A 25,880-nucleotide genomic window follows, 5' to 3' on the forward strand; every position below is an offset into this window, starting at 1 on the left:
TACCCACATGCTCGACCGGGGTCCGCCATCGCGTGGCGTGTCCGTGCTCGCCGGTGGGTCTATGCGAGCCGCAGGCGTCGGTAAGTGTCGAACGACCCATGCTCGAGACGCTTCTCGGTGACGACGTCGACGATTCGGGAAAGTACCTCGCAGAGGTCATCTACGGGGCGAACGACGGCATCGTCACGACGTTCGCGGTCGTCGCCGGCGTCGCCGGTGCCGCACTGAGTCCCTCGATCGTCCTCGTCCTCGGCATGGCGAACCTCCTCGCCGACGGGTTCTCGATGGGGATGAGCAACTACCTGAGCCGACGCTCCGAGATGGACTACCAGCGCGCCCGCGGGACCCACGACGCCGGCGACGACGGGGGTAAGTCGCCGGCGTCGACCGCGTTCGTCACCTTCCTCGGGTTCGTCCTCGCCGGTGGAACACCGCTCGTCCCGTACGCCCTCGCGCTCGAACCGCTCTTCCCGCTGTCGATCGTGTTCACCGGCGTCGCGTTCTTCACTGTTGGGGCGAGTCGGAGTCTCGTCACGGCGCGTCGGTGGTACATCAATGGCGGAGAGATGTTCGTCGTCGGGATGGCCGCGGCGACGGTCGCGTTCGTCGTCGGAACGCTGCTGAAAGGAATCGCGTGACCGGGGGTGACTCAGGCGAGCGTGAGCCACGCGACGAAGACGACGAGGCCGCCGAGGACGGTGCTGGCGACGGCGTGGAGACGGAGTCGGTCGAGCAGGGCGTGCGCGTCGCCGTCGACGGAGAGGGCGTCGTGGACCTCGCTACCCAGTTCACAGCGCGGCAGGAAGTCCATGGCGACGTGGAGGAAGATGCCGGTCGCGAAGCCGAAGACGATGCCGCGCAGCGCGGGGTTCGTCGGTAACTGGAGCGAGGCGGCCGTGATGGCGGTGAGGCCGACCCCGACCGACGGGAGGAGGATGGCGGAGACGTTCCCGCCGTCCCGTGCGAGTCGGGAGGCCGCCGCGTAGCCCGCCGGGCCCTTGTGTGAGACGATGGAGAGTCCTAAGAGGAGTCCGAGGTCGGGCATGTTGCCGTAGACGACGCCGATGACGACGCCCGCCGCGAGCGCGTGCGCGGAGAGTTCGGCGACGGTGCGGTCGAGCGGCATGTCGAGGTGAGCGAGGCGGTGGCCGATGGAGTGTGACCCGAAGCCGACCAGCACCCCGAGCGCGACGCCGAACCCGCCGAACTGGGCGTGGTGACCGATAGCCGAGGGGAGCAAGAACACCGCCGCGGAGGTGATCATCGCACCCGAGGCGAGGCCGTACCCCCACACGAGGACCGTCGGGCTCTCCCCGCGGGTCCGCCCGCCGAGCGCGGCCGCGCCGGCCATCGCGGCGAACGCAGCCCACGATATCCCGAGCAGCTTCCACAGTCCCGCGGAGACGGCGTACGCCGAGAGCGCGACGAGGAGCCCCACGGCACCGAGGCCGAGCCGCGAGCCCTCCGGGTTGGATATTAACTCCCGTGTCTCGGTTGTTAATCCCATGGTTAACAATCATCTCGCCCTCGTTAATAAGGCCTCTGGTCGGAGGGCGTCTAGCGTGTCGCTTTCTTCCACGCCCGCAGGTCGACGACCTGTCCGTCGAGGTCTGCGGCGGGGCAGTCGGTCGCCGCCCACAGGAACATCGGTGCCACGTCCTCGGCCTCTCGCCCCTGGCCGCCGGTGACCTCCGTCGCGACGAGGCCGGGGTCGACGATGCCGACCGACTGGTCGATGTCGGTGGCGAACCCTCGGACCAGCGCCTCCGCGCCCGCCTTGGAGATGGCGTACGCGCCCATCCCCGGCTTCGCCTCCCGAGCGATGGAGCCGGAGGGGACGAGCAGTCGCGCCCCCTCGGAGAGGTGGGGGACGGCCTCCTTGATGGTCGTGAAGACGCCGCGAACGTTGGTCCGCAGCGTGTCGTCGAACCGCGAGTACGGCTCCTCGGCGAGGTTCATCTGCCCGGGGGGTCCGTGGTTGATGCCCGCGTTGGCGACGACGACGTCGATGGTGCCACCGAGTCGCGCCGCGGTCTCCATCAGCCGCTCGACGTCGTACTCGTCGCGGACGTCGGCTCGGACGGCCTCGACCGTCTCGAACTCGGCCGCCATCGTCTCGATGGCATCGGTCTCTCTCGCGCACGCGACCACCGTCGCGCCCTCGCTCGCGAACGCCCGGACGCAGGCCGCGCCGATGCCGCTGCTCCCACCGGTGATGACTACTGTCGTGTCGTCCATAACGTGCCGTAGGACGGACGCGACTTGACCTCTTCCCCTCCTCACCGATTCCCGCTCCGGTCAGTCGATTTATGCCCCCGACGCCCTTAGCCGAGGTATGAATTCGGTCTCGGACCTGTCGGCGCTCGACGGTGCCTCGGTTGTCGTCGTCGGGGGCGGTTTCGGTGGACTCTCTACTGCGTGTTATCTCGCGGACGCCGGTGCCGAGGTAACGCTCCTCGAGAAGAACGACCAGCTCGGCGGGCGCGCCTCCCGGCTCGAACGTGACGGGTTCCGCTTCGACATGGGGCCCTCGTGGTATCTCATGCCCGACGTCTTCGAGCGCTTCTTCGGGTACTTCGACCGGACGCCCAGCGACTACTACGGGCTCACGCGCCTGGACCCGCACTACCGCATCTTCTTCAAGGACGGCGACCGGGTCGACATGGTCCCGGACCTCCAGGAGAACCGCGAGACGTTCGAGGCGTACGAACCCGGCGCGGGCGCGAAGTTCGACGAGTATCTCCGCAAGTCGGAGCGGAACTACCAGATCGGGATGGAGCACTTCGTCTACGAGGACCGCTCTCGCCTCCGGGACTTCCTCGACCTCGACGTGGCGAAGAACGCGTGGGGGCTCTCGCTCATCGGGTCGATGCAGGACCACGTCGAGAAGTACTTCTCGCACCCGAAGCTCCAGCAGATCATGCAGTACACGCTGGTCTTTCTCGGCGGGTCGCCGAAGAACACGCCGGCGCTGTACAACCTCATGAGCCACGTCGACTTCAACCTCGGCGTCTACTACCCCGACAACGGCCTCGGTGGGGTCGTCGACGGCATCGTCGAGATGGCCGAGGAACTCGGCGTCGACTTCCACACGGGGACGCCCGTCGAGGAGATTCGGGGACGGTCGGGCGCGTTCGTCGTCCGCACCGCGAACGGTGAGTTTCTCGCGGACTACGTCGTGAGCGACGCCGACTACGCCCACACCGAAAGAGAGCTCCTGCCGCCGGAGAAACGGCAGTACTCCGACGCCTACTGGGAGTCGCGGACCTACGCCCCCTCCGCGTTCTTGCTCTACCTCGGGGTGGAAGGCGACGTCGACCCGCTCGCACACCACACGCTCGTGCTCCCGACCGAGTGGGACGAACACTTCGAGAAGATCTTCGACGACCCCGCGTGGCCGGACGACCCGGCGTACTACCTCTGTGTCCCCTCCGAGACCGACGACTCGGTGGCCCCGGCGGGCCACTCGAACCTCTTCGTGCTCGTGCCCGTCGCCGCCGGCCTCGAGGACACGCCCGCGCTCAGACGGGAGTACCGCGAACTCGTCCTCGACGACATCGCCGCCAACACGGGTGTCGACCTCAGAGACAGAATCGTCGTCGAGGAGTCGTTCTGTGTCTCCGACTTCGCCGCCCGATACAACGCGACGAAGGGGACCGCGCTCGGTCTCGCACACACCCTCCGGCAGACCGCCATCTTCCGCCCGCCGAACGCCTCACAGAAGATGGACGGGCTGTTCTTCACGGGGTCGTTCACCCAGCCCGGTATCGGCGTCCCCATGTGTCTCATCAGCGGACAGCTCACGGCAGAACGGATGGCCGAGACAATCGGTGAGTGACGGGATGGACACGAGCACGACCACCGAGGAGGGACGGGCGAACGCCACCTCGAACGGGGGTGTCCAGGAGACGGGTCGCTATCTCCTGACCCTGTCGCGGCCGCGCTTCTGGCTGTATCTCGCCGGCCCCGTCGTCGTCGGTGTCGCCGCCGCCGCTCGCACGCCAGGGGAACTGTTCGCCCCGCTGGCCGTCGCCTTCTTCGCGTACTTCCTCGTCCCGGCGAACCTCTTCCTGTACGGCGTCAACGACGTCTTCGACGCCGACGTCGACGCGGAGAACCCGAAGAAAGAGGGCCGAGAGGCGCGCTGGCAGGGTGACCGGACGGTTGTCGCCACCATCCTCGTCTCGGGCGCGCTCGGCTTCGGACTCACCGCCGCGACGCCCGCCGTCGCGTGGCCGTACCTCGCCGGCTTCTTCTTTCTCGCCGTCGAGTACAGCGCGCCACCGCTGCGGTTCAAGACGACGCCGTTTCTGGACTCGCTGTCGAACGGGCTGTACATCCTGCCCGGGGCGGCCGCCTTCGCCACCCTGACGGGGACCCACCCGCCGCTGGGCGCGCTCGTCGGCGCGTGGCTCTGGACGATGGGGATGCACACCTTCTCGGCCATCCCCGACATCGAACCCGACCGCGAAGCGGGAATCGCAACGACGGCGACGGTCCTCGGCGAGGAGCGGACGTACGCCTACTGCGGGGCGGCGTGGCTCGCCGCGGCCGTCGCCTTCGCCGTCGTCGACGCGCGCATCTCCTTGCTCCTCCTCGCGTACCCCGTCGTCGTCTTCGCGCTCTACTGGTCTGACGTGCCGACCGACCGCGCGTACTGGTGGTACCCCGCGTTGAACACGCTGGTCGGGATGGTCCTGACCATGGGGCTGCTGTGGAGGCTCATCTATGGATAGACACGACGTGGAGGCCCGACTGGAGCGACTCGTCCGCGAGAACCGCTTCACCATCTCCGTGTTCTTCCCGCTGAACGGGGCGGTCCTCCTCGTCGCCAGCGCCGAGGGCCTCCTCCCGGCACCGCTGTCGTTCAACCCGCTTCTCATCCTCTTTGGGACGCTCGTCATGCGGTCGCCGCTCGTCGTCGGTGTCCTCCCGCTCGTCGCCCGGCGGGCGGCGCTCGCGCTCGGCGCGCTCGTCGCGTACTCGTACGCCATCGAGTACATCGGTGTCCACACGGGCTACCCGTACGGCGAGTTCTTCTACGGCGTCGACCTCGGCCCCACCCTGTACGGGGTGCCGCTCGGCCTCCCCGTGTTCTTCATCCCGCTGGTGATGAACGCGTACCTGCTCGTCTCGCTCCTCCTGGGCGAGAAGGCGGCGTCGCGACCGCTCCGGCTCGTCAGCGTCATCGCCGCCGTCCTCGCGATGGACCTCGTCCTCGACCCCGGGGCCGTCGCACTCGGCTTCTGGGTGTATCCGGCCGGCGGACTCTACTACGGCGTCCCGCTGTCGAACTACGCGGGGTGGGTGCTCTCGGCGACCGTCGCCGTCGTCGCCCTCGACGTCGCGTTCTCCCGTGAGGCGCTCCTCGACCGCCTCCGGTACACCGAGTTCATGCTCGACGACCTGGTGAGCTTCGTCATCCTCTGGGGCGGTATCAACGCCTGGTTCGGCAACTGGGCCGCCGTCGCCATCGCCGCCGTCTTCGGCGTCGGCCTCGTCCGGACCGAACGCTTCGACTCCCGGCTGCTCCGGGTCCCGCGCCCCCGACTCGACCGGTTCTGGTAGGGTGACGTGACCTTCTCTGAGAACGTTATGTATATAAGATATCCAATAAAACATGAGAGTCGATGACCGCTGGAGAGGGGGAGATACAGTCATGTGCGGGGTATCGCGCGTTGCTCGACCACGTCTCGGACCTCGTGCTGCTCGTCGACGACGCCGGGACGGTCAGCTACGCCAACGCGACAGCGGCGCGCACGCTCGGTGTCGACCCCGACGCGCTCGTCGGTGAGTCGCTTCTCGACCGCGTCCACGAGGCAGACGTCGACGAACTCGAGTCGCTGCTGGCCGCGACCGAGGCGCGGGCGGCCGACGAACGTCTCAGCGCCGAGGTGCGCGTCAGGACCGGAGACGGCGAGTGGACCTGGCAGTCGTTCAGCCGCGAGGGCACCCAGCCGACGTCGCTCGACGGCGTGGTCGTCACCGCCCGCGACGTCACGGCACAGCGACGTATCGAAGAACGGTTCAGACACCTCGTCGAGACGGCCTCCGACCTGTTCGTGGTGCTCGACGAAGACGGCACCGTGACGTACGCGACGCCCGCGGCGAGTCGCGTCCTCGGATACGAACACGACGAACTGGTCGGGGAGAACGTCCTCGAGCATATCCACCCGGACGACCGCGACGCGGTCGCCACGGAACTCCACCACGGACTCGACGACCCCGGCTACACCGCTACCATCGAGCACCGCTTCCGAACGAAGAGCGGCGAGTGGCGCTGGCTCGAATCGCGGGGCCGGAGCCTCCCCGACGCGCCCGCACTGGAGGGCCGTGTCGTCGTGGTCACGCGCGACATCACCGACCGCCACCGTCGCGAGCGACAGATCACCGCACAGAACGAGCGGCTGAACGCCTTCACCGCCATGGTCTCACACGACCTCCAGAACCCGCTCGCCGTCGCCAGCGGGAGCCTCGAACTCTACCGGCAGACGGGTGACGAGGCCGCCCTCGACCGCGTCGACCAGGCCCTCCGGCGGACGTCGGAGCTGACGTCGGACCTGCTCAGCCTCTCTCGTCAGGGACGCACCGTCGAGGACCCCGTCCCGGTCGACATCGCCGACTGTGTCACCGCCGCGCTGGAGACGAGTCCCCTCCCGGCCGACACCGTCACCGTCGCCGCGGGGCTCCCGACGGTGCGCGGAGACGAGAGTCGCGTCCGGTCGCTGTTCGAGAACCTCTTCCGCAACGTCGCCGACCACGCCGGTGACGACCCGCGGGTGTGGGTCGAACCGCTCGCTGGCGCCGATGGGGTGGGTTTCGCCGTCGAAGACGACGGTCCGGGCATCCCGGTCGACGCCGCCGACTCGGTGTTCGAACTCGGCCACTCGTCGGACCGCGACGGCACCGGCATCGGGCTGTACATCGTCGACACCATCGCGGCGGCGCACGGCTGGGACGTCTCGGTCACGACGGGGCGAGACGGTGGCGCGCGCTTCGAATTCACGGGCATCGACGTCGTCTCGGCGGCGTAGTCGCGCGGCAGAAGAGCCAGCGCCGACACCGTCGTGTCGAACGCGGCATAAGCGGTAGCGACAGCGTCAGATGAGGTCGCGGACCCACGAGGCGAAGCGGTCCCCACGCCCGCTGCCGGGGCGTCTGTCGGGGTCGCGTGCGGTGTGGGTGCTGGGATATGGGACGACGCTGACCCGCCGGAACACCGTCTCGGGGTCGCGCGTCCGCATCCACGCCAGCCGCGTCCGCGCGAGGAGCCAGAGCTTCCGGGGGGTCGACAGCGAGGGGGTCGTCGACAGCACGTCGTAGTCGTGGCGCCGGATGGCGCGGTGGTGGTCCGCGTACAGCACCGCCGCCAGCAGGACCGCGAACTGGCAGTCGTCGGGGAGGTACTTGATGCCCGCGACGCCCTCGCGGTAGAGTTCCTCGGTCCGGGCGAGTTCGTCCTCCATGACGGCGCGGAACCGCTCGGAGAACTCGAACGCCTTGACCTCCTCCTCGCTCACGCCGTGTCGACGGAGCGTCTCCTGGGGGAGGTAGACCCGGTCGCGCTCGACGACGTCCTCGCGGACGTCACGGAGGAAGTTCGACATCTGGAACGCCTCTCCGAGTTTCGTCGCGTGCGGGAGTGCGCGCTCGCGTGCCGGCGGGTCGGGGTCCATCACGGCGGTCATCATCCGGCCGACGGCGGCGGCCGAGCCGTCCATGTACGCCTCGAGTTCGTCGTAGGTCTCGTACCGACTCGTGTCGATGTCGGAGCGCATCGCGTCGACGAACACCTCGACGTCCTCGTCGGCGATGCCGTTCCGTTCGCAGACCTCGTTGAACGCGGCGAGCACCGGGTCCGTCGGCTCTCGCTCCCCGAGCGCCTCCGCCCGCAACCGCTCGAGTTCCGCCCGTTGTTCCTCGGGCGGGGCGGGGTCGGCCGTGTCGACCACCTCGTCGGCGACGCGGAAGAACGCGTACAGCACGTAGGTGGCGTGTCTGACGCGTTCGGGGAGGAGTCGGGTCGCGAGGTGGAACGTCTTCCCCGTCCGCTGCTGGATCCGTTTGCTCTGTTCGACCTGTCGTGTGTTTACCATTGTGTGCGAGGAGACGAGAGGGTGGTCTGTCCGTGACGCCGCGAGCGGAAGAGCATCGTATTACATACGCCTACGGACTCTCGTAACATAACGCTTGAGGCTGTCCGACACCCGTGGTCGTCACTCGATTTCGGCGGCGACACGGGGCCTTCGCGAGGGTCACCAGAAGGTGTCACTACAGTCGTAGACGACCCCGTGTTCGGGGCAGATGTACTTGCAGTGGCGGTGGTCCATCGAGGCCCCACAGAGTGGACAGGGACGGCCTCTGATATCCGGCTCCATACGCGGAGGGGCGGACTCGCCGACAAAGACTGTTTCTCTCCCTCGCGGCCCGCCGTCGCGTTCGAAGTTGGGACTGATTTGGAAGAGAGTGTGAGGTGAGTTCGGCCAAGGGATATCCCTGCGTGCGCCAACTACCGGGTATGGAGTCGAACTCGACGCGTCGACGGCCAGTCCGCACGCGGGCACTCGAGGGGGCCGTCGCGGTCGCCGTCGGCCTCGGTGCCGTCTCTGGCTCGTACGCCGCCGTCGGTGCCGACCCGACGTTCCTCGCCGCGCCCGTCGCCGGCTGGGTGACGGCGCTGACGCCCGACGCCGTCATCACGTGGGCGATCTTGACCCTCGGGAGCCTCGGCCAGTCGCTGGGGTTCGCCCTCGCCCTCGGCGTGAGCGCCGTCGGTGTCGGCGTCGTCGCCGCAGGGAGCCGCATCCTCGCCAGAGCGACGGACGCCGACCCGCTCGTGCGACACGCACTCACCGTGGTCGCCGTGGGTGCGGTGACGCTCGTCCTCACCGGTGGCCTGCTGTCGGCGGTCGGTGCAGCACTCGGGGCCGGAGTGGTCTCGCTGTCCGCCCACCGACTTCGGCCGACGGCGACCGCCCGAACCGACCGCCGCGGCTTCCTCCGCGCCGTCGCGGCCGCCGCCGCGGTCACGGGCGCGGGTGCCCTCCTCGGGACGCGGTCGGGGACCGACAGCGCGACCAGCGACGTCGAGAGCGCGACGACCGGTGGGGACACCGACCCCGTGGTCGACGACCTGCTGGCGACAGCGTCGGCGCGGACGCTCGACCTCCCCGACCTCGACCCGCTCGTCTCGCGGGAGTTCTACCAGGTGGACATCAACAGCGTCGACCCCGACCTCTCGGTCGCGGCGTGGTCGCTTCGGCTGACCGGCGCTGTCGACGAGCCACGCGCGTTCGACTACGACGAACTCACGAGTCTCCCCGCCGAACACCGCTTCGTCACGCTCCAGTGCGTCGGTGACGGGCTCAACGGGAAGAAGATCGACACCGCGCTGTGGACCGGCGTTCCCATCGTCGACCTCCTCCCCGACCTCCCCGACGAGTGCTGCGTGATGCTCCGGGCAGCGGACGACTACTACGAGGAGTTCCCCATGGAGGCGTTGCGGAACGGCTTCATCGCCTACCGGATGAACGGCCGGCCGCTGCCGCGCGGACACGGCTACCCGGTTCGGGCGCTCATCCCGGGCCACTGGGGGGAGATCAACGTGAAGTGGCTCACCGAAATCGAGGTGCTCGAAGAGCCGGCCGACGGCTACTGGGAGGAGCGCGGCTGGCACGGTACCGGCCCCGTCAACACCGTCGCGAAGCTCCACTCGGTGTCCAGCGCGGGCGACGGGGGGCGGGTGCGGGTCGGCGGACACGCCTACGCCGGCACTCGCGGTATCGAGCGGGTCGAGGTGTCGACGGACGGCGGCACCTCGTGGGCCGAGGCGACGCTCTCGGAACCGCTTCCGGGTGCGGTCGACGCGCGGACGGGCGAGGCCCGCCGCGAGGAAGCCGAAGACGCCTGGCGGATGTGGGCGTACGAGTACGCCGCCGCCGACCCACACGAGGTGGTCGTCCGCGCCGTCGACGGCACCGGCCAACTACAAGAGGAGACCGAACGACGGGCGTTCCCGCGCGGGCCGACGGGCTGGGTCTCTCGGCGTGTCGACCCACGGAGATTATAAGCCGACTGTGAGAAGAGTTCACAGCCTCAGATGGAGAAGGCGCTCTGGTATCTGCTCACGGCGACCCGCGGCGGTGAGAACCGCGTCCGCCTCATCCGTGCGTTATCGGAGCGCCCGCGCAACGCGAACAAACTCGCGGAGGAACTCGACGTGAGCTACAAGACCGTCCGCCACCACCTCGACATGCTCGAAGACCACGGCGTCGTCGAGAGCGGCGGGAACGAGTACGGGAAGCTCTACTTCCTCACCGATCGGTTCGAGACGAACCGCGAGACGTTCGAGCGCATCACGGAGCACATGGACTAACCAATGGCGATGGAACCCACGATACAGGCGGCGAGCCTCCTCGCAGCAGTGAACATCATCTTCCTCACCGCGCTGTCTGCGGTGTGGCTCCGCAACTACCGCACCTTCCGCACGCCGCTCGTCCTCGGCCTGGTCGCGTTCGGCGGCGTCATGCTCGTCGAAAACGCCCTCGCGGTGTACTTCTTCTTCACGATGCAGAGCTTCTACTCGGGCGACGCACACGTCCAGCAGGCGGTACTGGTGCTGCGGGGACTCCAGCTCGTCGCGCTCGGCTTCTTGACCTACGTCACGCTGCGCTAGGCGAGGGATACGCTCTTTTCGCTCCTCGCCCTCACCTCGCACGTGTTCCGCCGCCTCCGCAAGAACGGTCCGATCCTCTTGGTCCCGCTCGCGTGGACGTTCGTCACCGTCGCCCACCTCGGTCTCGTCGCCCGCGAGACGGTCGTCATCGCCCACGTCGTGATGACGACCGTCTTCGTGGTCTTCACCGCCGCCTCGTGGTCGGAGATGCGTACGGGCGTCCTCTACGCGTGGCAGGTCGTGTTGCTGGTCGGCACCGGTGTCACGCTCGTCGGGTTGGCCGCGCTCGCCGTCGCCCCAGCGTACACCGAACCCGTCGCGGTGATGCTGTCGGCGTGGATGCTCGCCCCCGCCGCGGCGTACGTCTACACCGCCCGGAACGTCGACGCCGACACCGCCCCCGCCGTCTACCAGTTCGCCGCGATACTCAGCGTCGCCGGTTGGATTGTCTACTTCTGTGGTCCGCTCGTCGGGCTCGGCACGACCGCCGCCGTCGCCGGGCTCACGCTCGTCAACGTCGGCCAGACGGCCGGCATCGCCAACGCCGGCTACCAGTACTGACCGCACATATCGTCGACGCCGCGTGCTCCCCGCTGACGACTGCACCGCGTCAGCATTCCTCACTCGAGATTTATGCCCTGACCCCACGAGATGACAGTCGATTATGCAGTTTGCCCTCCCTCCGGTGACAGACCTCGTCGCGTTCGGCTTCCTCGCGCTCGTCGTCCTCGCTACCATCGGCTTCTTCGCCGCCGTCCTCTACGCCGAACACCGCAAGACGATGGCCCTCATCGAGACTGGCCAGTACGCAGACGCCCGCGACGACCCCACGTGGGTCCTCGCGGCCGGCCTCCTCCTCGTGGCCATCGGCGTCGGGCAGGCGGTGGAGGCGCTCGCCGCCGGCGCGCCGCTCGAGGGGCTGACCGTCGCGCTCGTCGGTGTGGCGGCGCTCGCGTACTACGGCATCCAGCGCCGCTCGCGGACCGACGCCGACCGCTCCCGGGGACAGCCCGAACGGTGAGCGGGGGGGGGCCTAGCTGGTCGGCGTCGCCGTCGTCTCACCGGCGATTTCCCGTGCGTCCCGTGTCTTGGCCGCGGCCATCTCGACCAGTTGCGTCGTGATCGGCTGCAGCGAGGCCGCGTCGTCGCCGATTCCCTCTAAGACGTTCCGGAGCCCCGTCTCGGCGCTCTGGAGCTGCTCGACGGCCTGACTGGCCGTCTCCGCCGCACTGTCGGAGTTGTTCGCCTCCTGCTGTCGTGCCGTCTGGAGTCTGTCGACGCCCCGACTCAGTGTCTCCGCGGGCGAACGGAGCCGCCTCATCGTCGATATCTCGGCGCTGAACTGCGCCACCTTCGCCTCGTACGCCGTGGTGTCGATGCGGTCGATGACGCTGACGCTCGCGGCGTCGGTCTCCGAGCGGAGCTGTTCGAGAAGCGGCACGGCGAGGCGTCGCTCGTTCTCCATCCGCTGGAGGCGTTCGCGCGCGTCGCTCCCTTCCTCTTCACTCAGGGCGGCGCGGGCGCGGTCCAGCGCGAAGAAGGCGTTGTTCAAGGCGATCTGAATCTGCGTCGCGAGGTCGAGAAAGCGAATGGTGACGGCGAGGCGGTCGACGGTCCGCTCTTGCTGGCGCGTCACCACCCGCTCGCGGGCGACGTCGAGTTCCTCCTCGGCCTCCGAGAGCGAGCCCTGGATGCGCCCGCTCTCGAACTCCGCCGAGGACGCGTCCGTCCCCAGGAGGCTGTCGCTGTCGGGGCCGCCGTACACGGCGACGACGTTGTTGAGCGTCTTCTCCACCTCGGCGATGGCCGCGTTACCCTCCCGCTCGGGGCCCCCCGGCGTCGCCGTCTCCGTCGCGGTCGGTGTCTCGGTCGCGGTCGCGGTCGGTGTCTCGGTGTCTGTCGGACTCGCGGTGGTCGTCGGGGTCGGCGTCTCCGTCTCTGTCGTCCCCTGTCCCCCACAGCCGGCGGCGAATCCGGTGACGGGAACACTGAGAAGGGCGAGGACCTGTCTGCGATGCATACACGTCCCCTCCTCTCTGGAGGAGTATCAGTGTATCCCGGACGTCTCGACAGCCACGGCGAGCGCTCGGCCACGCTGTCGAACCCCTCGAAGCACCAGTTCCACGCGCGATTTGACGGTGATCCCCTCGATTTTATCCAGGTTTCGTGACAACTCTCGGCCCTCAATGCGCGGAACGTCCCGTTCTCACCGGGAGAAAATCACCACCGAATGCTATGTGATGTGGTAACAAACACTGGTGTATGGGGGAGAACGTGGATTCGTCGTTCAGTGGAATCGCTCGTCGACCGTTCCTCGCCGGCACGGCGACGCTCGCCGCGGGTGCGCTCGGAACCCGATATGCGGTCGAGCGTGTCTCGGCGGCGTCGGCCGACTCGCTCGGTAGTGCCGTCGCGATCAGCATCCGCCCCAAGTTCGGGGTGTACTACGCCGCCGGCGCACCGGGCGACGACGCGGTGCGTCCGAACGCGGGCGCAGTGTCCGTCTTCCGCCGTGGGAAGACCGGCCCGACCGACGTCTCGCGACTCACGGCCGCGGACGGTGGCGTCGGCGACCGCTTCGGCCACGCCGTGAGCATGGACGCCGCCGGGAAGATGCCGTACGTCTTCGTCGGCGCACCGGGTGAGAGTGCGCAAGGAAGCAACGCTGGCGCGGTGTACGCATACCGTGGCAGACCCGGCAATCCGACGGACTGGAGCCAGCACTGGAAGTTCACCGCGCTCGATGGGAGGCCCGGCGACGAACTCGGGCACGCGCTCGCCGCCGCAGGCGACTTCATCGTCGTCGGCGCGCCGGGGGCTGACGGGAACGTCGGCGTGGCGTACGTCCTCGATTACCGGGGGAAACAGCTCTACCGACTGGTGCCCCGAGACGGTGCGTCGGCCGACCGGTTCGGGACCGCCGTCGCGACCGACGGCCGGTACTTCCTCGTCGGCGCGCCGGGTGCGGGGAACACGGGTGCAGCGTACCTCTTCGACGGTAAGAAGCAGGCCGCGAAGCTCGTCCCGTCCGACGCGGCAGGTGGTGACCGGTTCGGCGCGGCTGTCGCCAGCGGGTGGTACTTCGTCATCGGTGCACCGAACGCGTCGACGGAGAACGGGAGGACGGGACGCGTCTACGTGTATCGGGACGCGAAACCGACGCCCCTCACGACGCTCGACCCAGAAGACGGTGCGCCCGGCGACCGCTTCGGTGCCGCCGTCGACACCGAGGGCACGTCCATCCTGGTCGGCGAGCCAGGTGGCAGTTCCGGTGGGGGAGGAAACGCCGGTGCGGCCTTCCTGTACACCCTCAAGGGGGACCGAGTCGGGACGTTTACCGCGACCGACGCCGACCAGGGCGATAACCTCGGCACCGCCGTCGCCATGACCGCCAACGAACTCATCGTCGGGAGCCCCGGCGACGACGACGTCGCCGCCAACAGCGGCGCCGCGTACGTCTTCGAGCTGCGGTACGACCCGCTGCTGTCGAAGTTCACCGGCTGACCCCGTCGGCCGTCTGCATCGAACAACGCGTTCGCGGCCACCGTGAACCCGGGGACAGGTGCGACAGTCACGCTCTCGTGACTGGGTCCGAGTTACCCCGCATTCGGCGGAGAGTTGGAAGAGAGTGGGCGCGAAGTCGACCCACATCTTGGAAAATGGATATGATTCGACCGCGCCTCGGTCCGGCTGTCGATGACCAGTGATTCCCGACTCCCGACGTCGCGCAGAGCGTTCCTCGCAGCCACCGGTGCTACCGTCGGTGGCCTCGCCCTCGGTGGAACTGCCCTCGCCCAGCAAGACGGCGGCAACGGTGCGAACGGCAACGCCGCCCGCACGTATCGCGTCACCGTGACCAACCTCACCCCGTACCAGCCCTTCACCCCGCCCGCCATCGCGCTCCACCGACCGAGCGTCGAGGTGTTCCCCGTGGGCGACCCCGCGAGCACGGCCGTCCAGGAGATTGCCGAGAACGGCAACCTCGACCCACTCCTCGACGTCGTCTCTAGCACGAACGCTATCCGCGGTGCCGCCGTGGGCGACGGCCCGCTCGTTCCCGCGAGCGACCCCGGTGACACCGGCCTCCCGTACGTCGCCGAACTCGAGGTCGGTGCCGACGCCAGCGCCCGCTACCTCTCGTTCATCTCGATGCTCGTCGCGACGAACGACGGCTTCGTCGGCCTCGACACGGTGCCGCTCCCCGTCGACGTGAACGGCTCGCTCACCTACTTCGCACAGGGGTACGACGCCGGTACCGAGACCAACACCGAGCAGTTCGCCGACCTGGTCCCGCCCGCACAGGCGCTCACGGGTGAGAACCGCGAGGGAATCGACGGCACGGGGACGAGTGACCCGGCCCTCGCGGAGGACGGCGTCATCACGCCCCACCCCGGCATCACCGGTATCGGCGACGTCCCCGAGGCGTTCGACTGGCCCGAACCCGCGGCCTCGGTCGTCGTCGAACGCATCAGCTAGCGCGTGGGCGACAGCGGTGAGAAACCCGCGACACGAACCGAGCAGCACAGGGACGCGAGACCGAGACCGCGTCCGTTTTTCAGGCGCGTTTCAGCGCTTCAGCGGTTCAACGCTTCAGCACTCCGACCAGCCGCAGGACTCACACGTCTTGCAGCCTTCGGAGAAGTACAGCGTCATGTTCCCACACTCGGGACACTCGGGGCTCTCGCCCGCGTCGAGGAGGTCCTGCGTGGCGTCCTGCGCCGCGTCGGGCGCGCCCTGCATGTCCTCACCCGGAGCCGGGGGTGCGACTGCCGCACCGCCGTCGGTCTCGCTCTGGGTGGCGCGTTCGGTCTCGCCCTCACGGGCGCGCGCCTCCGCTTCGAGTTCGGAGAGGTTCTTCTGCTGTGGGTACTGCTTGTCGATCTCGCCGTCGAGGTAGCGGCGCATGGCCGTCCCGATGGCGTCGGGGATGGAGTTGATCTGTTCGCCCTTGTCCCAGGCGACCTTGGGCGACCGGATGCCCTGGAGTTCGCTCGCGATCTCCTCGGGGTCCACACCGGAGCGCAGCGCCGTCGAGATGGTCTTCGCCAGCGCCTCGGTGAAGGAGGCGGTGAAGCCACCGGAGTTACCGATGTTGGCGAACAGCTCGAAGGCGTTGCCCCGCTCGTCCTCGTTGATGTTGACGTAGAGCTTCCCGTAACCGGTGTCGATGCGCTGGGTCACGCCGTACAGCACGTCGGGACGCGGCCGTTTCTTGCCGAGCTTCTGCTCGCTGCCGAGGAGCGACTCGACGTCGGCTTCGAGCTGGGCGCGGACCTCTTCGTTGTCGAGGAAGCCCTCGATGCCGCCGAAGACCTCCTCGATCTGTCCGACGATGGCCTCCGCAGCCTCCTCGTCGTCGGCGAACTCGGTGTTCTTCGCCCGCGTCGTGAGCACCTGCTTCGAGCGCGTGCCGTCGCGGTAGACGGTGACGCCCTTCCCGCCGTTGTCGTAGATGTAGCGGTAGACCTCGTCCATGTCCTCGCGGGTGGCCGCGTTGGGGAAGTTGCAGGTCTTCGAGATGGCCGAGTCCACGCCCTCCTGGCAGGCGCACTGGACGGCCGCGTGGTCTTTCCCACTCAGGTCCGCCGTGACGACGAACAGCTCGCCGATGGCGTTCGGGACCGACGAGAGCCCGTCGACGCCGTCGAACTCGTTGCTCTGCATCTGCTCGACGGCCTCTTGCTTGACGCTCTCGACGTCGATGTCGTTCGCCTCTAACACGCGGAGGAAGTAGTCGTCGAACTCGACGAGCATCTCGTCGCCCTGGACGTCGTCGGAGACGTTCTTGAAGTACGCGACGGAGAAGATGGGCTCACAGCCACCGGAGGTGTTGCCGATCATCGACGTCGTTCCGGTGGGGGCGATGGTCGTCGTGTTGTGGTTGCGGATGGGGAAGCCGTCGGCCCACTCCTCGGCGGAGCGCCCGGTGTGGTGTTCGAACCACTCGCGGTACTCGAGAGGGTCGGCGTACTTCGAGTCGGCCCAGTCGTCGAAGCTCCCGCGCGCCTCGGCGAGTTCGTGGGAGGCCCACTTCGACTCGTGGTTGATGTGTTTCATCAGCTGGCGGGCGACCTCGTTGCCCTCGTCGGAGCCGTACCGGACGCCGAGCTGGATGTACAGCTGTGCCAGCCCCATCACGCCGAGGCCGATCTTCCGCATCTCGCGGACCTTCTTCTCGATCTTGTCGACCGGGAAGTCCGACATCGTGACCACGTTCTCGAGGAATCGGGTCCCGTACTCGATGCGGTGGTCGAACTCCTCGAAGTCGATGGCCGCCTGCAGGAAGGCGTCGACGGCCTCGTCGAGCGAGTCGTACTCGTCGGCGTGTTCGTCGGACCAGACGCGCCAGTCGGGCGCGTCGAGGTCGGCGACCGTAGATAAGTTAATATGGCCGAGATTACACGCTTCGTACTCTTCGAGCGGCTGTTCGCCACAGGGATTTGTAGCTAATATACGATGTTCTGGATGTTTGTCCACATCGAACGAGTGTTCTTTGTTCACCCGCTCGAGGTAGATGACGCCCGGTTCGCCGTTCTCGTAGGCACCTTCGACCATGTGGTCCCAGAGTTTATCGGCGGGAATCGAGAGGACCTCGCCGACCTCGACGTGCTCGCCGAGGCCGAACATGTCGTACAGCTCCTTGGTCTCGGGCGTGGCGATGTGCGGCTCCTCGGTCCGGGGGTTGGTGAAGACGAACTCCTCGTCGTTGTACAGCGCCTCCATGAAGTCGTCGGTGACGCCGACGGAGATGTTGAAGTTCGAGAGATGGCCCTCGACGGCGTTCCGCAGATGCTTGGGGACGCGACCCTCCTCGTCGATGAGTTCGCGCGCCTCCTCGAGCGCGTCGGCGAAGGAGGTGTGGGTGAAGTCGTCGGGATCGTTGAGTCGGAGCGAGTGTGCGAGCGAGACGTCCTTGTTCTTCGCGTGGATGAACTGGATGACGTCGGGGTGTGAGACGCGCATGACGCCCATCTGTGCGCCGCGGCGGGCGCCACCCTGGGCGATGGTCTCACACATCTGGTCGTACGTCCGCATGAACGTAATTGGACCAGAGGCGATTCCACCTGTCGAGCCGACGGCGTCGCCGTAGGGGCGGAGTCGCCAGAAGGCATATCCCATGCCGCCGCCGGACTGGAACACCTCGGCGGCCTCTTTCGCGGTCTGGTGGATGTCGGTGATGTCGTCGTCGGGCGAGTCGACGAAACACGCCGAGAGCTGCTGGAGTTCGTCGCCCGCGTTCATCAGCGTCGGCGAGTTCGGCATGAACGACAGCGACTCCATCAGCTCCTGGAACTCCTCGCGGTAGCTGACGACCGCCGCTCGAACCTCGTCGGGGAGTTCGGGGACGACGGTGTCGTACGCGAACTTGTTGACGTTGTGGACCGAGAGCGTGGTGGTGACGTCGTCGTCGGCCGTGACGCCCTTCCCGAAGACCTCCGCGGCGAGTTCGTCCCGGCGGGGATGACCGGGCTTCAACTGCGCGGGGGTGACCTCGATGGTCTCGTCGTGCTGGTCGGCCGCGTAGACGGCCTCGGCGAGCGCGATGTTCTTCGCGACGCGCGCGAACAGTTCTTCCTGGCTCTCGGTGACGTTCCCGTCGGCGTCCTTGCGGAGGTAGCGCGCGGGGAGGATGTTGTTGTACGCGTTCGCCGTGAGCCGGTCTTCGAGGGTGTCGCCCTCGGTTCGCTTGATGGGTCGGACGAGTTCGTCCGCCTCGATATCCGCGTTGCTCATCTCACTGTGCCTCCTGCCCGGAACCGGTGGTCCGAGTCGTCTGTACTGGGTATAGTCCGCTCATTCGTGACGATATCTTTGTGGGTGACTGCTGCGGTTAACTCTTGGGACTCCCGTCTACAGCCCCATACCTCTCTGATTCGTTACCGTTTCAGCGTGGACCGCGTTCGCCCGCGAGTCCGCGACGCCCGTATGAATGGACGGCACCGTCTTAACGGATGCTAAACCGGAGTGAAAGTGATTTTTCACTCCCCAAATCCGGCAGACAGCACTGTAGTGTGCAGTAGAACGAAGGGGGGGTTCACCACGCGTACAGATTGGGTCTTGACCCCCATCTCGGGCCGTCTGACGACCCCTCGCCCGCGCCCGGATTCGATTACATCCGCCGGAATTATTTGAATTTAGTCATGTAATATAGATATCTATTCTGGGGCCTGACGAACGGTCGCGTCGCTCGATTCGCCCCCTGTCGACTCCCGTCGTTCGTCGGCGGTTCTGTTCGCTGCCGAGGACGTCTCGTATCGCGACACTGTCGTGTCTCCCCCCGGCCACAACGGTCATGCGTCGCGCGTCCCTCCGCCGACGCAGTGACTCCTCAGGCGTCACCGTCTCGGCGGAAGGCTCGGACGGCGCGGTCGGCTCAGTGCGCTCGGGGAGGGGGCGGACCGTGAGTGCCCCGGACGCCATCGCCTCGCCCTCCGGCGACGGCTGTGTGGTCTGGCACCGCCGACAGCTCCGGACCGCCGACCACCTCGCCGTCGCACGAGCGACCCGCGAGTACGACGTCGTCTGTCCCCTCTTCGTCTTCGACCCCGCGTTCCACGACGACGGCCTCGCCTGTGACAGCCGGATTCGGTTCCTCCACGAGTGTCTCGCCGACCTACAACGCGCGTACGACCGACACGGGACGACGCTCGTGTTCGCCCACGACGACCCGCTGTCGACGCTCGAGGCGTTCGTCGCCGCCGGTTGGGACGTCGTCGCCACCGCCGACCCGACGGGTCGATACGGACTCCACCGCGACGAGGCGGCGGCCACGCTCGGAGTCGACTTCGTCGCCGACGACGGCATCAAGCGCGACGGCGACAGCCGCGAGGGCTGGAGCGACCACGCCGAGGCCTACCTGACCGACGAGACGCACTCCCCGGATGCGAGCGCGTTCGGCGACCACGGAGTGTCGAGCGACGTCACCATCGACGCCATCGAGGCCGAGTACGACGTCTCGCCGTCGAAGTCACGCGTGCCCACCGGTGGACGCGAGGCCGCACTCGACCGCCTCGAGGCGTTCGTCGCCGACATCGCGACGTATCCCGAATCCATCTCCGCTCCGTCGAAAGCCGAGTCGAAGACGAGTCGGCTCTCGCCGTCTCTCCGCTTCGGGTGTCTCTCGGTCCGCGAACTCTTCCAGTACGTCGACGACCACGCCGACGACGGCCGCGCCCGCGAACTGTTCGTCTCAAGACTCTACTGGAACCGCCACTACACCCAGAAACTCGAAGACTGGCCAGGGTGGATGGACCACGCCGTGAACCCGGTGTTCAGGGGATTCAACCGGTCCCGTCACGACTCGGCCCTCGTCGACGCGTGGAAACAGGGACAGACGGGCTTTCCGATGGTCGACGCGTCGATGCGGTGTCTGCGAGCGACGGGCTGGCTCAACTTCCGGATGCGCGCGATGTGTGCCTCGTTCTTCAGCGACATCCTCCACCAGCCCTGGCGCATCGGTGCCGACTACTTCTACTATCATCTCGTCGACGCCGACCCCGCCATCAACTACACCCAGTGGCAACAGCAAGCGGGCGTCACGGGCGTGAACGCGATGCGCATCTACAACCCGCGCAAACAGGTCCGCGACAACGACCCCAACGGGACGTTCGTCCACGAGTGGGTGCCCGAACTCCGCCCCGTCCCGCCCGAGTACCTCGACCGCCCCGAACGGCTTCCACTCCACCTCCAGACGGAGTTCGGCGTCGACGTCGGCACCGACTATCCCTACCCTCTCGTCGACTACGAGGCCCGGCGCGAGGAGACCACGGACCGCCACCGTGCCCTCGACGACCGCGCGCACGAAGCGCTGTCCGACCCCGAGATTCGGCGGCGCGCGTCGCTCTCGCGGCGGCGTCGCCGCCGACGGTCCTCCGACGACTCGTCGACCCCGGGTGACCAGACGGACCTCTCGGAGTTCGGCTGAGGCTCGCGTCGCTCGCTCCCGGTGAGACCGTCAACCACATACCTCCCGACTCCAACGCCTCCCATGAACCTCACTCCGCTCGTGACGACGCTGTCGGTGCCGCTGCAGTTCGTCGTCGGTGTCGTCGCAGCCGTGATCGCGACGCGCGTGATGGACGTCGTGATGGCCCGGCTCCCGGAAGGAGAGACGTCACCGTTCGTCGCCTCGGGCGTCCTCACCGACAGCCGACCCAGTGTCGCGCCCGCCCGCCTCGCGAGTGTCGTCCACTACGTTGCCGGGCTGCTGACGGGCCCGCTGTTCGTCTGGGTGCTCCTCGCGAGCCAGGGGCTCCTGGGCGGCCCCTCGCTCGTGGCGACACTCCTCGCCGCGGGCGTGCTGTACCTTCTGATGGTCGGCTTCTTCGCTGTCGTGGTCCTCCCGCGCTCGCAGATCGCAGGCCAGCGTCTCGGCCCCGTCCGGCGCGACTGGGCACTCTCTGCCGCGGCGTATCTGCTCGTCCTCGTGCCACTCGTCGCACTGGGCTCGACTCTCGTCTGAGCCGCCGACGCCCCCAGACTTATGCCGCCGATGACTGAGAGGTGCGTATGGACCTCGCCACGACACCACTCCAGTTCGGCCTCGCGTCCGGGAACCCGCTCGTCCAACTCCTCGTTTTGATCGCCGCGATCGGCGTCGTCGTCCTCGTCGGACGCATCGTTCTCAAGGTCGCGTGGCGACTCGTGACTATCGCTGCGGTCGTCATCGGCCTGCTCCTTCTGGCGTCGATGGTCCTGCCGCAGATACTCTGAAACCGTCGGCGCTCCCGACTGCTGTGCTGTATCGAATCGTCTCATCGACACCCACAGCGTGGGCTCCGGTGTGTGTCGAGCGTCCCGCTCGACTCGATATCGACTCCGTCCCGCTCAGGATTCGACGGTGTCGGTGACGGCCTCCTCGTCGAGCCCGACTCGAGTGAGAAAGTTCCGCACGACGTCGTGTCCCACCGCGGTGAGCACCGACTCGGGGTGGAACTGCACGCACTCGATGGGGTACTCGCGATGTCTGATTCCCATGACGAGTTCGTGTCCCTCGTGGTCCGTCGTCGCCGAGACGACGAAGCACTCCGGGACCGCGGTCGCGACGAGCGAGTGGTAGCGGCCGGCGCGGAAGCCCTGGTCGAGCCCCGCGAAGACACCCTCGCCGTCGTGGTCGACGGGGAAGGCCTTCCCGTGGATGGGTTCGGGCGCGTGTCCGACGGTCCCGCCGTAGGCGTAGACGGCGGCTTCGAGGCCGAGACAGACACCGAGGGTGGGGACCGTGGGTGAGAGTTCGCGGAGGACGTCGTTCGTCACGCCGACGTCGCGGTCGTTCTTCGGGTGACCCGGGCCGGGGCTGATGACGAGCGCGTCGGGGTCGGCCGCCTCGACGTCGGCGAGCGACGCCGTGTTCTTGAACACGACAATCTCGGGGGCGGGCTCCTGCTCGGAGAAGTACTCCACGAGGTTGTACGTGAACGAGTCGAAGTTGTCGACGACGACGAGCGTCATGCTGCCCTCGTCGCCGGGTTCGACGTGTGCACCCGCCTCGCGTAGCCGAGCGAGTCGTTCGTCTCCAGCGTCGGGAGTCGTCGTCGAACTCATCGCGACGCCTCCTGTCCCGCGACGGGCTCACCCTCGGTGTCGTCGGTGCCGCCCTCGCCGTCGGTCTCGATCGCCTCGAGCGCCGCCAGTACGCCGCCCATCTTCTGTTCGGTCTCCTCGTACTCGCTCTTGGGGACGGAGTCGGCGACGATGCCGGCCCCGGCCTGGACGGTGACGACGTCTTCGGTCGCGCCGTGCTCGTCCCCCTCGATGGGAACACCGTGTTCGATGGTCGCCGTCCGGATGACGATGGCGAAGTCGGCGTCGCCGGCCCACGAGTAGTAGCCGACGCCCCCGCCGTACACCCCGCGTGGCTCGCGTTCGAGGTCGTCGATGATTTCCATCGCACGGACCTTCGGCGCGCCCGTGAGCGTCCCCGCAGGGAACGTCGCACGGGTGGCGTCGAAGGCGTCGTTCTCACCCGCGAGCGTCCCGGTCACCGTCGATTCGATGTGCTGGACGTGTGAGTATTTGAGGACGCTCATGAACTCCTCGACGCGGACCGAACCAGGCTCGGCGACCCGACGCACGTCGTTGCGCGCGAGGTCGACGAGCATCGTGTGTTCGGAGCGCTCCTTCGCGTCGGCGAGCATCTCTCCGGCGAGTCGGCGGTCCTCGACGGGCGACGAGCCACGGGGGCAGGTGCCGGCGATGGGGTTCGACACGACGTGTGAGCCCTGGACCGAGACGAGCGTCTCGGGGGACGCACCGACGATGGAGCGGTCGTCGTGTCTGAGGAGGTACATGTACGGCGAGGGGTTGACCTCCCGGAGCGCCCGGTAGAAGCCGCGGGCGTCGACCTCGCCGCGGAGTTCGCGCTTGCGGGAGATGACACCCTGGTAGATGTCGCCGTCGAGGACGTGCTCTTTCGCGCGGCGCACGGCGTCCTCGTACGCCTCGCGCTGCCCCGTCCGTTCGCTCCGCGGGACGAAGCCGCCGGGTTCGTCGGCCTCGTGTGTGGCGAGCGTCTCCGCGACCGACGCGGCCTCGGCGACGAGGTCGTCGTACACCGCTTCGCCGTCGGCGGCGCGCACGACGGGGGTGAACACGAGCGAGACGGTGTCGGCCGCGTGGTCGAAGACGAGCGTCCGCGTCGTCAGGACGAACTGCGCGTCGGGGACGATGGGCTCGGGGCGCTCGATGCCGACCTCTTCGAGCCAGAGGTCGTAGACGGCGTCGTAGGCGAGAAAGCCCACGAGGCCGCCGTCGAGTTGCTGGCGCTCGCGCGGCGGGAAGCCGACGCGGGGAAGGTCCGGTAGCGCCGCGCGAAGCGAGTCGAGCGTGTCGCCGCCGTTCGGCGTCACGTACGCTGCTGCGGCCCCACCGAGGTCTTCGACCTCTGTCTCCTGGGGCCAGACGGAGACGACGGCGTCGGGGTCGTAGCCAACGAACGAGTAGCGCGCGTGCCGGTCGCCCGCGCCGTCGGGGTCGAACGCGCCGTCGGGGTCCGACGACGGCGTCTTCTCCGCGGACTCGAGGAGGAAGCCGTAGTCGCTCTCCCCCGACAGCGCCGTGTAGGCCGCCAGCGGCTCGATGTCGACGTCGAGCGTCGCCTCCAGTCGGGCGACGACGGGCTCTTCGTCGACTCCGTCGAGCAGCGACGCGAACTCGTCGGCCGAGCGGTCGAACGACACGTCGGTCATACGGCCACCTCGCCTTCGCCCTCGGCGTCGGCCTGTCGCACCGCGCGGACGAACGCGTGGACGGCGCGGGCGTCTTTCGTCCCGCCGTCGCTCTCGACGCCGCTCGCGACGTCGACGCCGTACGGCTCCGCGGTCGTGACCGCTTCGGCGACGTTGTCGGGGGTGAGTCCCCCCGCGAGGATGACGGGCGAGTCCAGTGCCGACGCGAGGTCGCGCGTGGCGTCCCAGTCGTGGGTCTCGCCGGTCCCGCCGGCCCCGTCGTCCGTCGTGGAGTCGACGAGGAGCGCGTCGGCGACGTCGTCGAGGTCGTGCGCCCGTTCGCCTTCCGTCGCGTCGACGGTGACGACGAGCTTCGTCGACGACTCCGCGCGGACGAACTGCAGTTCCTCGCGGTCGAAATCACAGTGCAACTGGAGGACGTCCGGCTGGATGGTCCGAGCGAGCGTGACCGCGTGGCTCGGCGACTCGGGCATGAGCACGAGGGTCGTCGTCACGAACGGGGGCGTCGCGGCGACGAGGTCGGCGGCCGTACAGGAGTCGACCTCGCGGGGGGTGTCGACAGGGACGTCGGCGATGAACCCGACCGCGTCCGCCCCGGCAGCGACGGTCGTTTCGAGGTCTTCCTCGGACGTCAGCCCGCAGACTTTCACGCGCGTCATCGAGGGTTACGCCTCCGAGGCCTGTTCGGCCTCGTCGGTCCCCGCACAGAGGTCGGCGAGTTTCTCCGCCGCGCTCCCCTCTTCGATGGCGACGCGGGCCGCCTCGACCCCGTCTTCGATGGAGTCGGCGCGGCCGGCAACGTACACTGCCGCGCCCGCGTTCGCGAGGATGATGTCGCGCTTCGGACCCGTGACGTCGCCCGTGACGATTCCGCGGAGGTCCGCGGCGTTCTCCTGGGGTGTGCCGCCCGCGACGGCGTCGACCGGGGCGGTCTCGAGGCCGATGTCCTCCGGGACCAGGGTGTACTCGTCGATCTCCTCGCCGTGCACCTCGGCGACGGCCGTCTCGCCGTGGAGGCCGATCTCGTCCATGCCCGCACCGTGGACGACGAGGGCGCGCTCGACGGGCATATGCGCGAGCGCGCGGGCGATGATGGGAACGAGGTCGGCGTCGTAGACCCCGAGCACCTGTGCCTGCGCGCCCGCGGGGTTCGTGAGCGGGCCGAGGATGTTGAACAGCGTCCGCATCCCCAGCTCCTTGCGCGGGCCGATGACGGCCTTCATCGCGGGGTGGAACACCGGCGCGAGCATGAAACCGATGCCGTCGCGCTCGATGGCGCGTTCGACCGACGCAGGCTCGGCGTCCACGTCGACGCCGGCGACGTCGAGCACGTCCGCGCTCCCCGACGAGGACGAGACGGAGTAGTTGCCGTGCTTGGCGACGGCGACGCCCGTCCCGGCCGCGACGATGGCGCTCGTCGTCGAGACGTTGATGGTGTTGTAGTCGTCGCCGCCGGTCCCGCACGTATCGACGAGGGGCCGTCTCGCGGGGTCGATGGTGCGCGCCGCGTCGCGCATGCCCTGGGCGAACCCGGCAATCTCGGCTTCTGTCTCACCCTTCGCCCGGAGCGCTGTCAAGAGCGCGCCGATCTGTGCCTCCGTCGCCTCCTCGAAGACGAGGCGGGCGGCTTCTCGTGCCTCCTCGATTGTGAGGTCCTCTCCGTCGGTCACGCGTCTGATGTACTCCTGCATTGGTAGTCACCGATGTATGTATTCGGGTTGTGATGGACAAATCAGTACATCTGCTTAAGACTGTCGGGTTGACGGTTCGACCGTCGACGACACCGTGTCAGAATCTCGCCCCTCGAATACCGAAGTACATCGGCATCAGAGTTATTCGGTCTAGCAGCGTTCGTTCGAACGTCCCTCCGAGGGTGACCGTCGAAGGACTTCGACCCGGATGTCACCGTCTTGGGGACCAGTGGGGGGAGGGGATGTTTCGCCAGCCGGCTGGGGAGGGCGCGGTCGGTCCTCGTGGCTCACCCCGTCCGTTGGGAACGACGGCGTCAACGGCGATGG

Annotated in this window: 25 protein-coding genes; 15 read left to right on the plus strand and 10 right to left on the minus strand. The window is 68.0% G+C overall.

The features are described from left to right. The first annotated feature begins 98 nt into the window (after window positions 1–98). Window positions 99–638 (plus strand): VIT1/CCC1 transporter family protein, encoded by a 540-nt coding sequence (locus E6N53_RS08350; RefSeq protein WP_136601095.1) that lies wholly within the window; start codon window positions 99–101, stop codon window positions 636–638. An 11-nt stretch (window positions 639–649) separates the two neighbouring features. Here E6N53_RS08350 and E6N53_RS08355 read toward each other — a convergent pair whose 3' ends face one another. Both E6N53_RS08355 and E6N53_RS08360 read right to left on the minus strand, forming a co-directional pair. Then, complete coding sequence (locus E6N53_RS08355; protein WP_136589303.1) at window positions 650–1,507, minus strand: ZIP family metal transporter; 858 nt, start codon at window positions 1,505–1,507, stop codon at window positions 650–652. A 50-nt stretch (window positions 1,508–1,557) separates the two neighbouring features. After that, entirely contained in the window at window positions 1,558–2,238 is a 681-nt protein-coding gene (locus E6N53_RS08360; protein ID WP_142858343.1) for an SDR family oxidoreductase, read from the minus strand. A gap of 97 nt (window positions 2,239–2,335) precedes the next feature. Between E6N53_RS08360 and E6N53_RS08365 the strand changes: the two genes are divergently transcribed. The 4 genes from E6N53_RS08365 (at window position 2,336) to E6N53_RS08380 (ending at window position 7,034) form a co-directional block, all read left to right on the plus strand. Continuing rightward, the gene (locus E6N53_RS08365; protein WP_142858346.1) at window positions 2,336–3,838 is read left to right on the plus strand and encodes a phytoene desaturase family protein; all 1,503 of its coding nucleotides are present in this window, start codon (window positions 2,336–2,338) and stop codon (window positions 3,836–3,838) included. A 4-nt stretch (window positions 3,839–3,842) separates the two neighbouring features. Then, complete coding sequence (locus E6N53_RS08370; RefSeq protein WP_142858348.1) at window positions 3,843–4,736, plus strand: prenyltransferase; 894 nt, start codon at window positions 3,843–3,845, stop codon at window positions 4,734–4,736. After that, window positions 4,729–5,568, plus strand: a complete 840-nt coding sequence (gene cruF / locus E6N53_RS08375) for a bisanhydrobacterioruberin hydratase (protein WP_142858350.1) — start codon at window positions 4,729–4,731, stop codon at window positions 5,566–5,568. Before E6N53_RS08370 ends, cruF begins: the two co-directional genes overlap by 8 nt. Window positions 5,569–5,630: 62 nt before the next feature. After that, window positions 5,631–7,034: a PAS domain S-box protein gene (locus E6N53_RS08380; RefSeq protein WP_142858352.1), complete on the plus strand. Its 1,404-nt coding sequence runs from the start codon at window positions 5,631–5,633 to the stop codon at window positions 7,032–7,034. Window positions 7,035–7,100: 66 nt separating this feature from the next. On the opposite strand, the gene E6N53_RS08385 is transcribed toward E6N53_RS08380, so the two are convergent. Further along, a complete protein-coding gene (locus E6N53_RS08385; protein ID WP_142858354.1) occupies window positions 7,101–8,096 on the minus strand; it encodes a phytoene/squalene synthase family protein in 996 nt (331 codons plus the stop codon). 159 nt (window positions 8,097–8,255) lie between these two features. Further along, window positions 8,256–8,378, minus strand: coding sequence for an HVO_2523 family zinc finger protein (locus tag E6N53_RS21440; RefSeq protein WP_268952118.1), 123 nt, complete (start codon window positions 8,376–8,378; stop codon window positions 8,256–8,258). Between the two features lie 140 nt (window positions 8,379–8,518). Between E6N53_RS21440 and E6N53_RS08390 the strand changes: the two genes are divergently transcribed. The 5 genes from E6N53_RS08390 (at window position 8,519) to E6N53_RS08410 (ending at window position 11,696) form a co-directional block, all read left to right on the plus strand. Continuing rightward, window positions 8,519–10,069 (plus strand): molybdopterin-dependent oxidoreductase, encoded by a 1,551-nt coding sequence (locus tag E6N53_RS08390; protein ID WP_142858356.1) that lies wholly within the window; start codon window positions 8,519–8,521, stop codon window positions 10,067–10,069. Between the two features lie 30 nt (window positions 10,070–10,099). After that, a complete protein-coding gene (locus tag E6N53_RS08395; RefSeq protein ID WP_136589295.1) occupies window positions 10,100–10,375 on the plus strand; it encodes an ArsR/SmtB family transcription factor in 276 nt (91 codons plus the stop codon). Between the two features lie 3 nt (window positions 10,376–10,378). Next, on the plus strand, window positions 10,379–10,675 hold the full coding sequence (locus E6N53_RS08400; RefSeq protein WP_136589294.1) for a DUF8036 family membrane protein: 297 nt from the start codon (window positions 10,379–10,381) through the stop codon (window positions 10,673–10,675). A gap of 42 nt (window positions 10,676–10,717) precedes the next feature. Then, window positions 10,718–11,236, plus strand: coding sequence for a hypothetical protein (locus E6N53_RS08405; RefSeq protein WP_136589293.1), 519 nt, complete (start codon window positions 10,718–10,720; stop codon window positions 11,234–11,236). Window positions 11,237–11,339: 103 nt separating this feature from the next. Next, window positions 11,340–11,696 (plus strand): hypothetical protein, encoded by a 357-nt coding sequence (locus tag E6N53_RS08410; protein ID WP_142858358.1) that lies wholly within the window; start codon window positions 11,340–11,342, stop codon window positions 11,694–11,696. Between the two features lie 12 nt (window positions 11,697–11,708). Here the strand turns inward: E6N53_RS08410 and E6N53_RS21000 are convergent, their stop codons facing one another. Next, entirely contained in the window at window positions 11,709–12,695 is a 987-nt protein-coding gene (locus tag E6N53_RS21000; protein ID WP_201741097.1) for a coiled-coil domain-containing protein, read from the minus strand. Between the two features lie 242 nt (window positions 12,696–12,937). On the opposite strand from E6N53_RS21000, the gene E6N53_RS08420 reads away from it, so the two are divergent. Next, entirely contained in the window at window positions 12,938–14,179 is a 1,242-nt protein-coding gene (locus tag E6N53_RS08420; RefSeq protein ID WP_142858360.1) for an FG-GAP repeat protein, read from the plus strand. A 192-nt stretch (window positions 14,180–14,371) separates the two neighbouring features. Next, window positions 14,372–15,151 carry a spondin domain-containing protein gene (locus tag E6N53_RS08425; protein ID WP_142858362.1) on the plus strand — a complete coding sequence of 260 codons (780 nt, stop codon included), beginning with the start codon at window positions 14,372–14,374 and terminating at the stop codon, window positions 15,149–15,151. 114 nt (window positions 15,152–15,265) lie between these two features. On the opposite strand, the gene E6N53_RS08430 is transcribed toward E6N53_RS08425, so the two are convergent. Next, window positions 15,266–18,409, minus strand: a complete 3,144-nt coding sequence (locus E6N53_RS08430; RefSeq protein ID WP_142858364.1) for an adenosylcobalamin-dependent ribonucleoside-diphosphate reductase — start codon at window positions 18,407–18,409, stop codon at window positions 15,266–15,268. Between the two features lie 667 nt (window positions 18,410–19,076). On the opposite strand from E6N53_RS08430, the gene E6N53_RS08435 reads away from it, so the two are divergent. The 3 genes from E6N53_RS08435 (at window position 19,077) to E6N53_RS08445 (ending at window position 21,388) form a co-directional block, all read left to right on the plus strand. Beyond that, entirely contained in the window at window positions 19,077–20,600 is a 1,524-nt protein-coding gene (locus tag E6N53_RS08435; RefSeq protein WP_161596529.1) for an FAD-binding domain-containing protein, read from the plus strand. 63 nt (window positions 20,601–20,663) lie between these two features. After that, complete coding sequence (locus E6N53_RS08440) at window positions 20,664–21,137, plus strand: hypothetical protein (protein ID WP_142858368.1); 474 nt, start codon at window positions 20,664–20,666, stop codon at window positions 21,135–21,137. 47 nt (window positions 21,138–21,184) lie between these two features. After that, window positions 21,185–21,388 carry a DUF8029 family protein gene (locus E6N53_RS08445; RefSeq protein ID WP_136589282.1) on the plus strand — a complete coding sequence of 68 codons (204 nt, stop codon included), beginning with the start codon at window positions 21,185–21,187 and terminating at the stop codon, window positions 21,386–21,388. A gap of 114 nt (window positions 21,389–21,502) precedes the next feature. Here the strand turns inward: E6N53_RS08445 and trpG are convergent, their stop codons facing one another. From trpG to trpD, 4 genes are all read right to left on the minus strand, one after another. After that, window positions 21,503–22,126, minus strand: a complete 624-nt coding sequence (gene trpG, locus E6N53_RS08450) for an anthranilate synthase component II (protein ID WP_142858513.1) — start codon at window positions 22,124–22,126, stop codon at window positions 21,503–21,505. Between the two features lie 89 nt (window positions 22,127–22,215). Next, window positions 22,216–23,862, minus strand: a complete 1,647-nt coding sequence (gene trpE, locus E6N53_RS08455; RefSeq protein ID WP_142858370.1) for an anthranilate synthase component I — start codon at window positions 23,860–23,862, stop codon at window positions 22,216–22,218. Continuing rightward, complete coding sequence (locus E6N53_RS08460; protein ID WP_136589280.1) at window positions 23,859–24,521, minus strand: phosphoribosylanthranilate isomerase; 663 nt, start codon at window positions 24,519–24,521, stop codon at window positions 23,859–23,861. Before E6N53_RS08460 ends, trpE begins: the two co-directional genes overlap by 4 nt. Window positions 24,522–24,527: 6 nt before the next feature. Beyond that, the gene (gene trpD / locus E6N53_RS08465) at window positions 24,528–25,553 is read right to left on the minus strand and encodes an anthranilate phosphoribosyltransferase (protein WP_142858372.1); all 1,026 of its coding nucleotides are present in this window, start codon (window positions 25,551–25,553) and stop codon (window positions 24,528–24,530) included. Window positions 25,554–25,880: the final 327 nt, after the last annotated feature.

This window comes from Salinigranum halophilum (assembly GCF_007004735.1).
GTDB lineage: Archaea > Halobacteriota > Halobacteria > Halobacteriales > Haloferacaceae > Salinigranum > Salinigranum halophilum.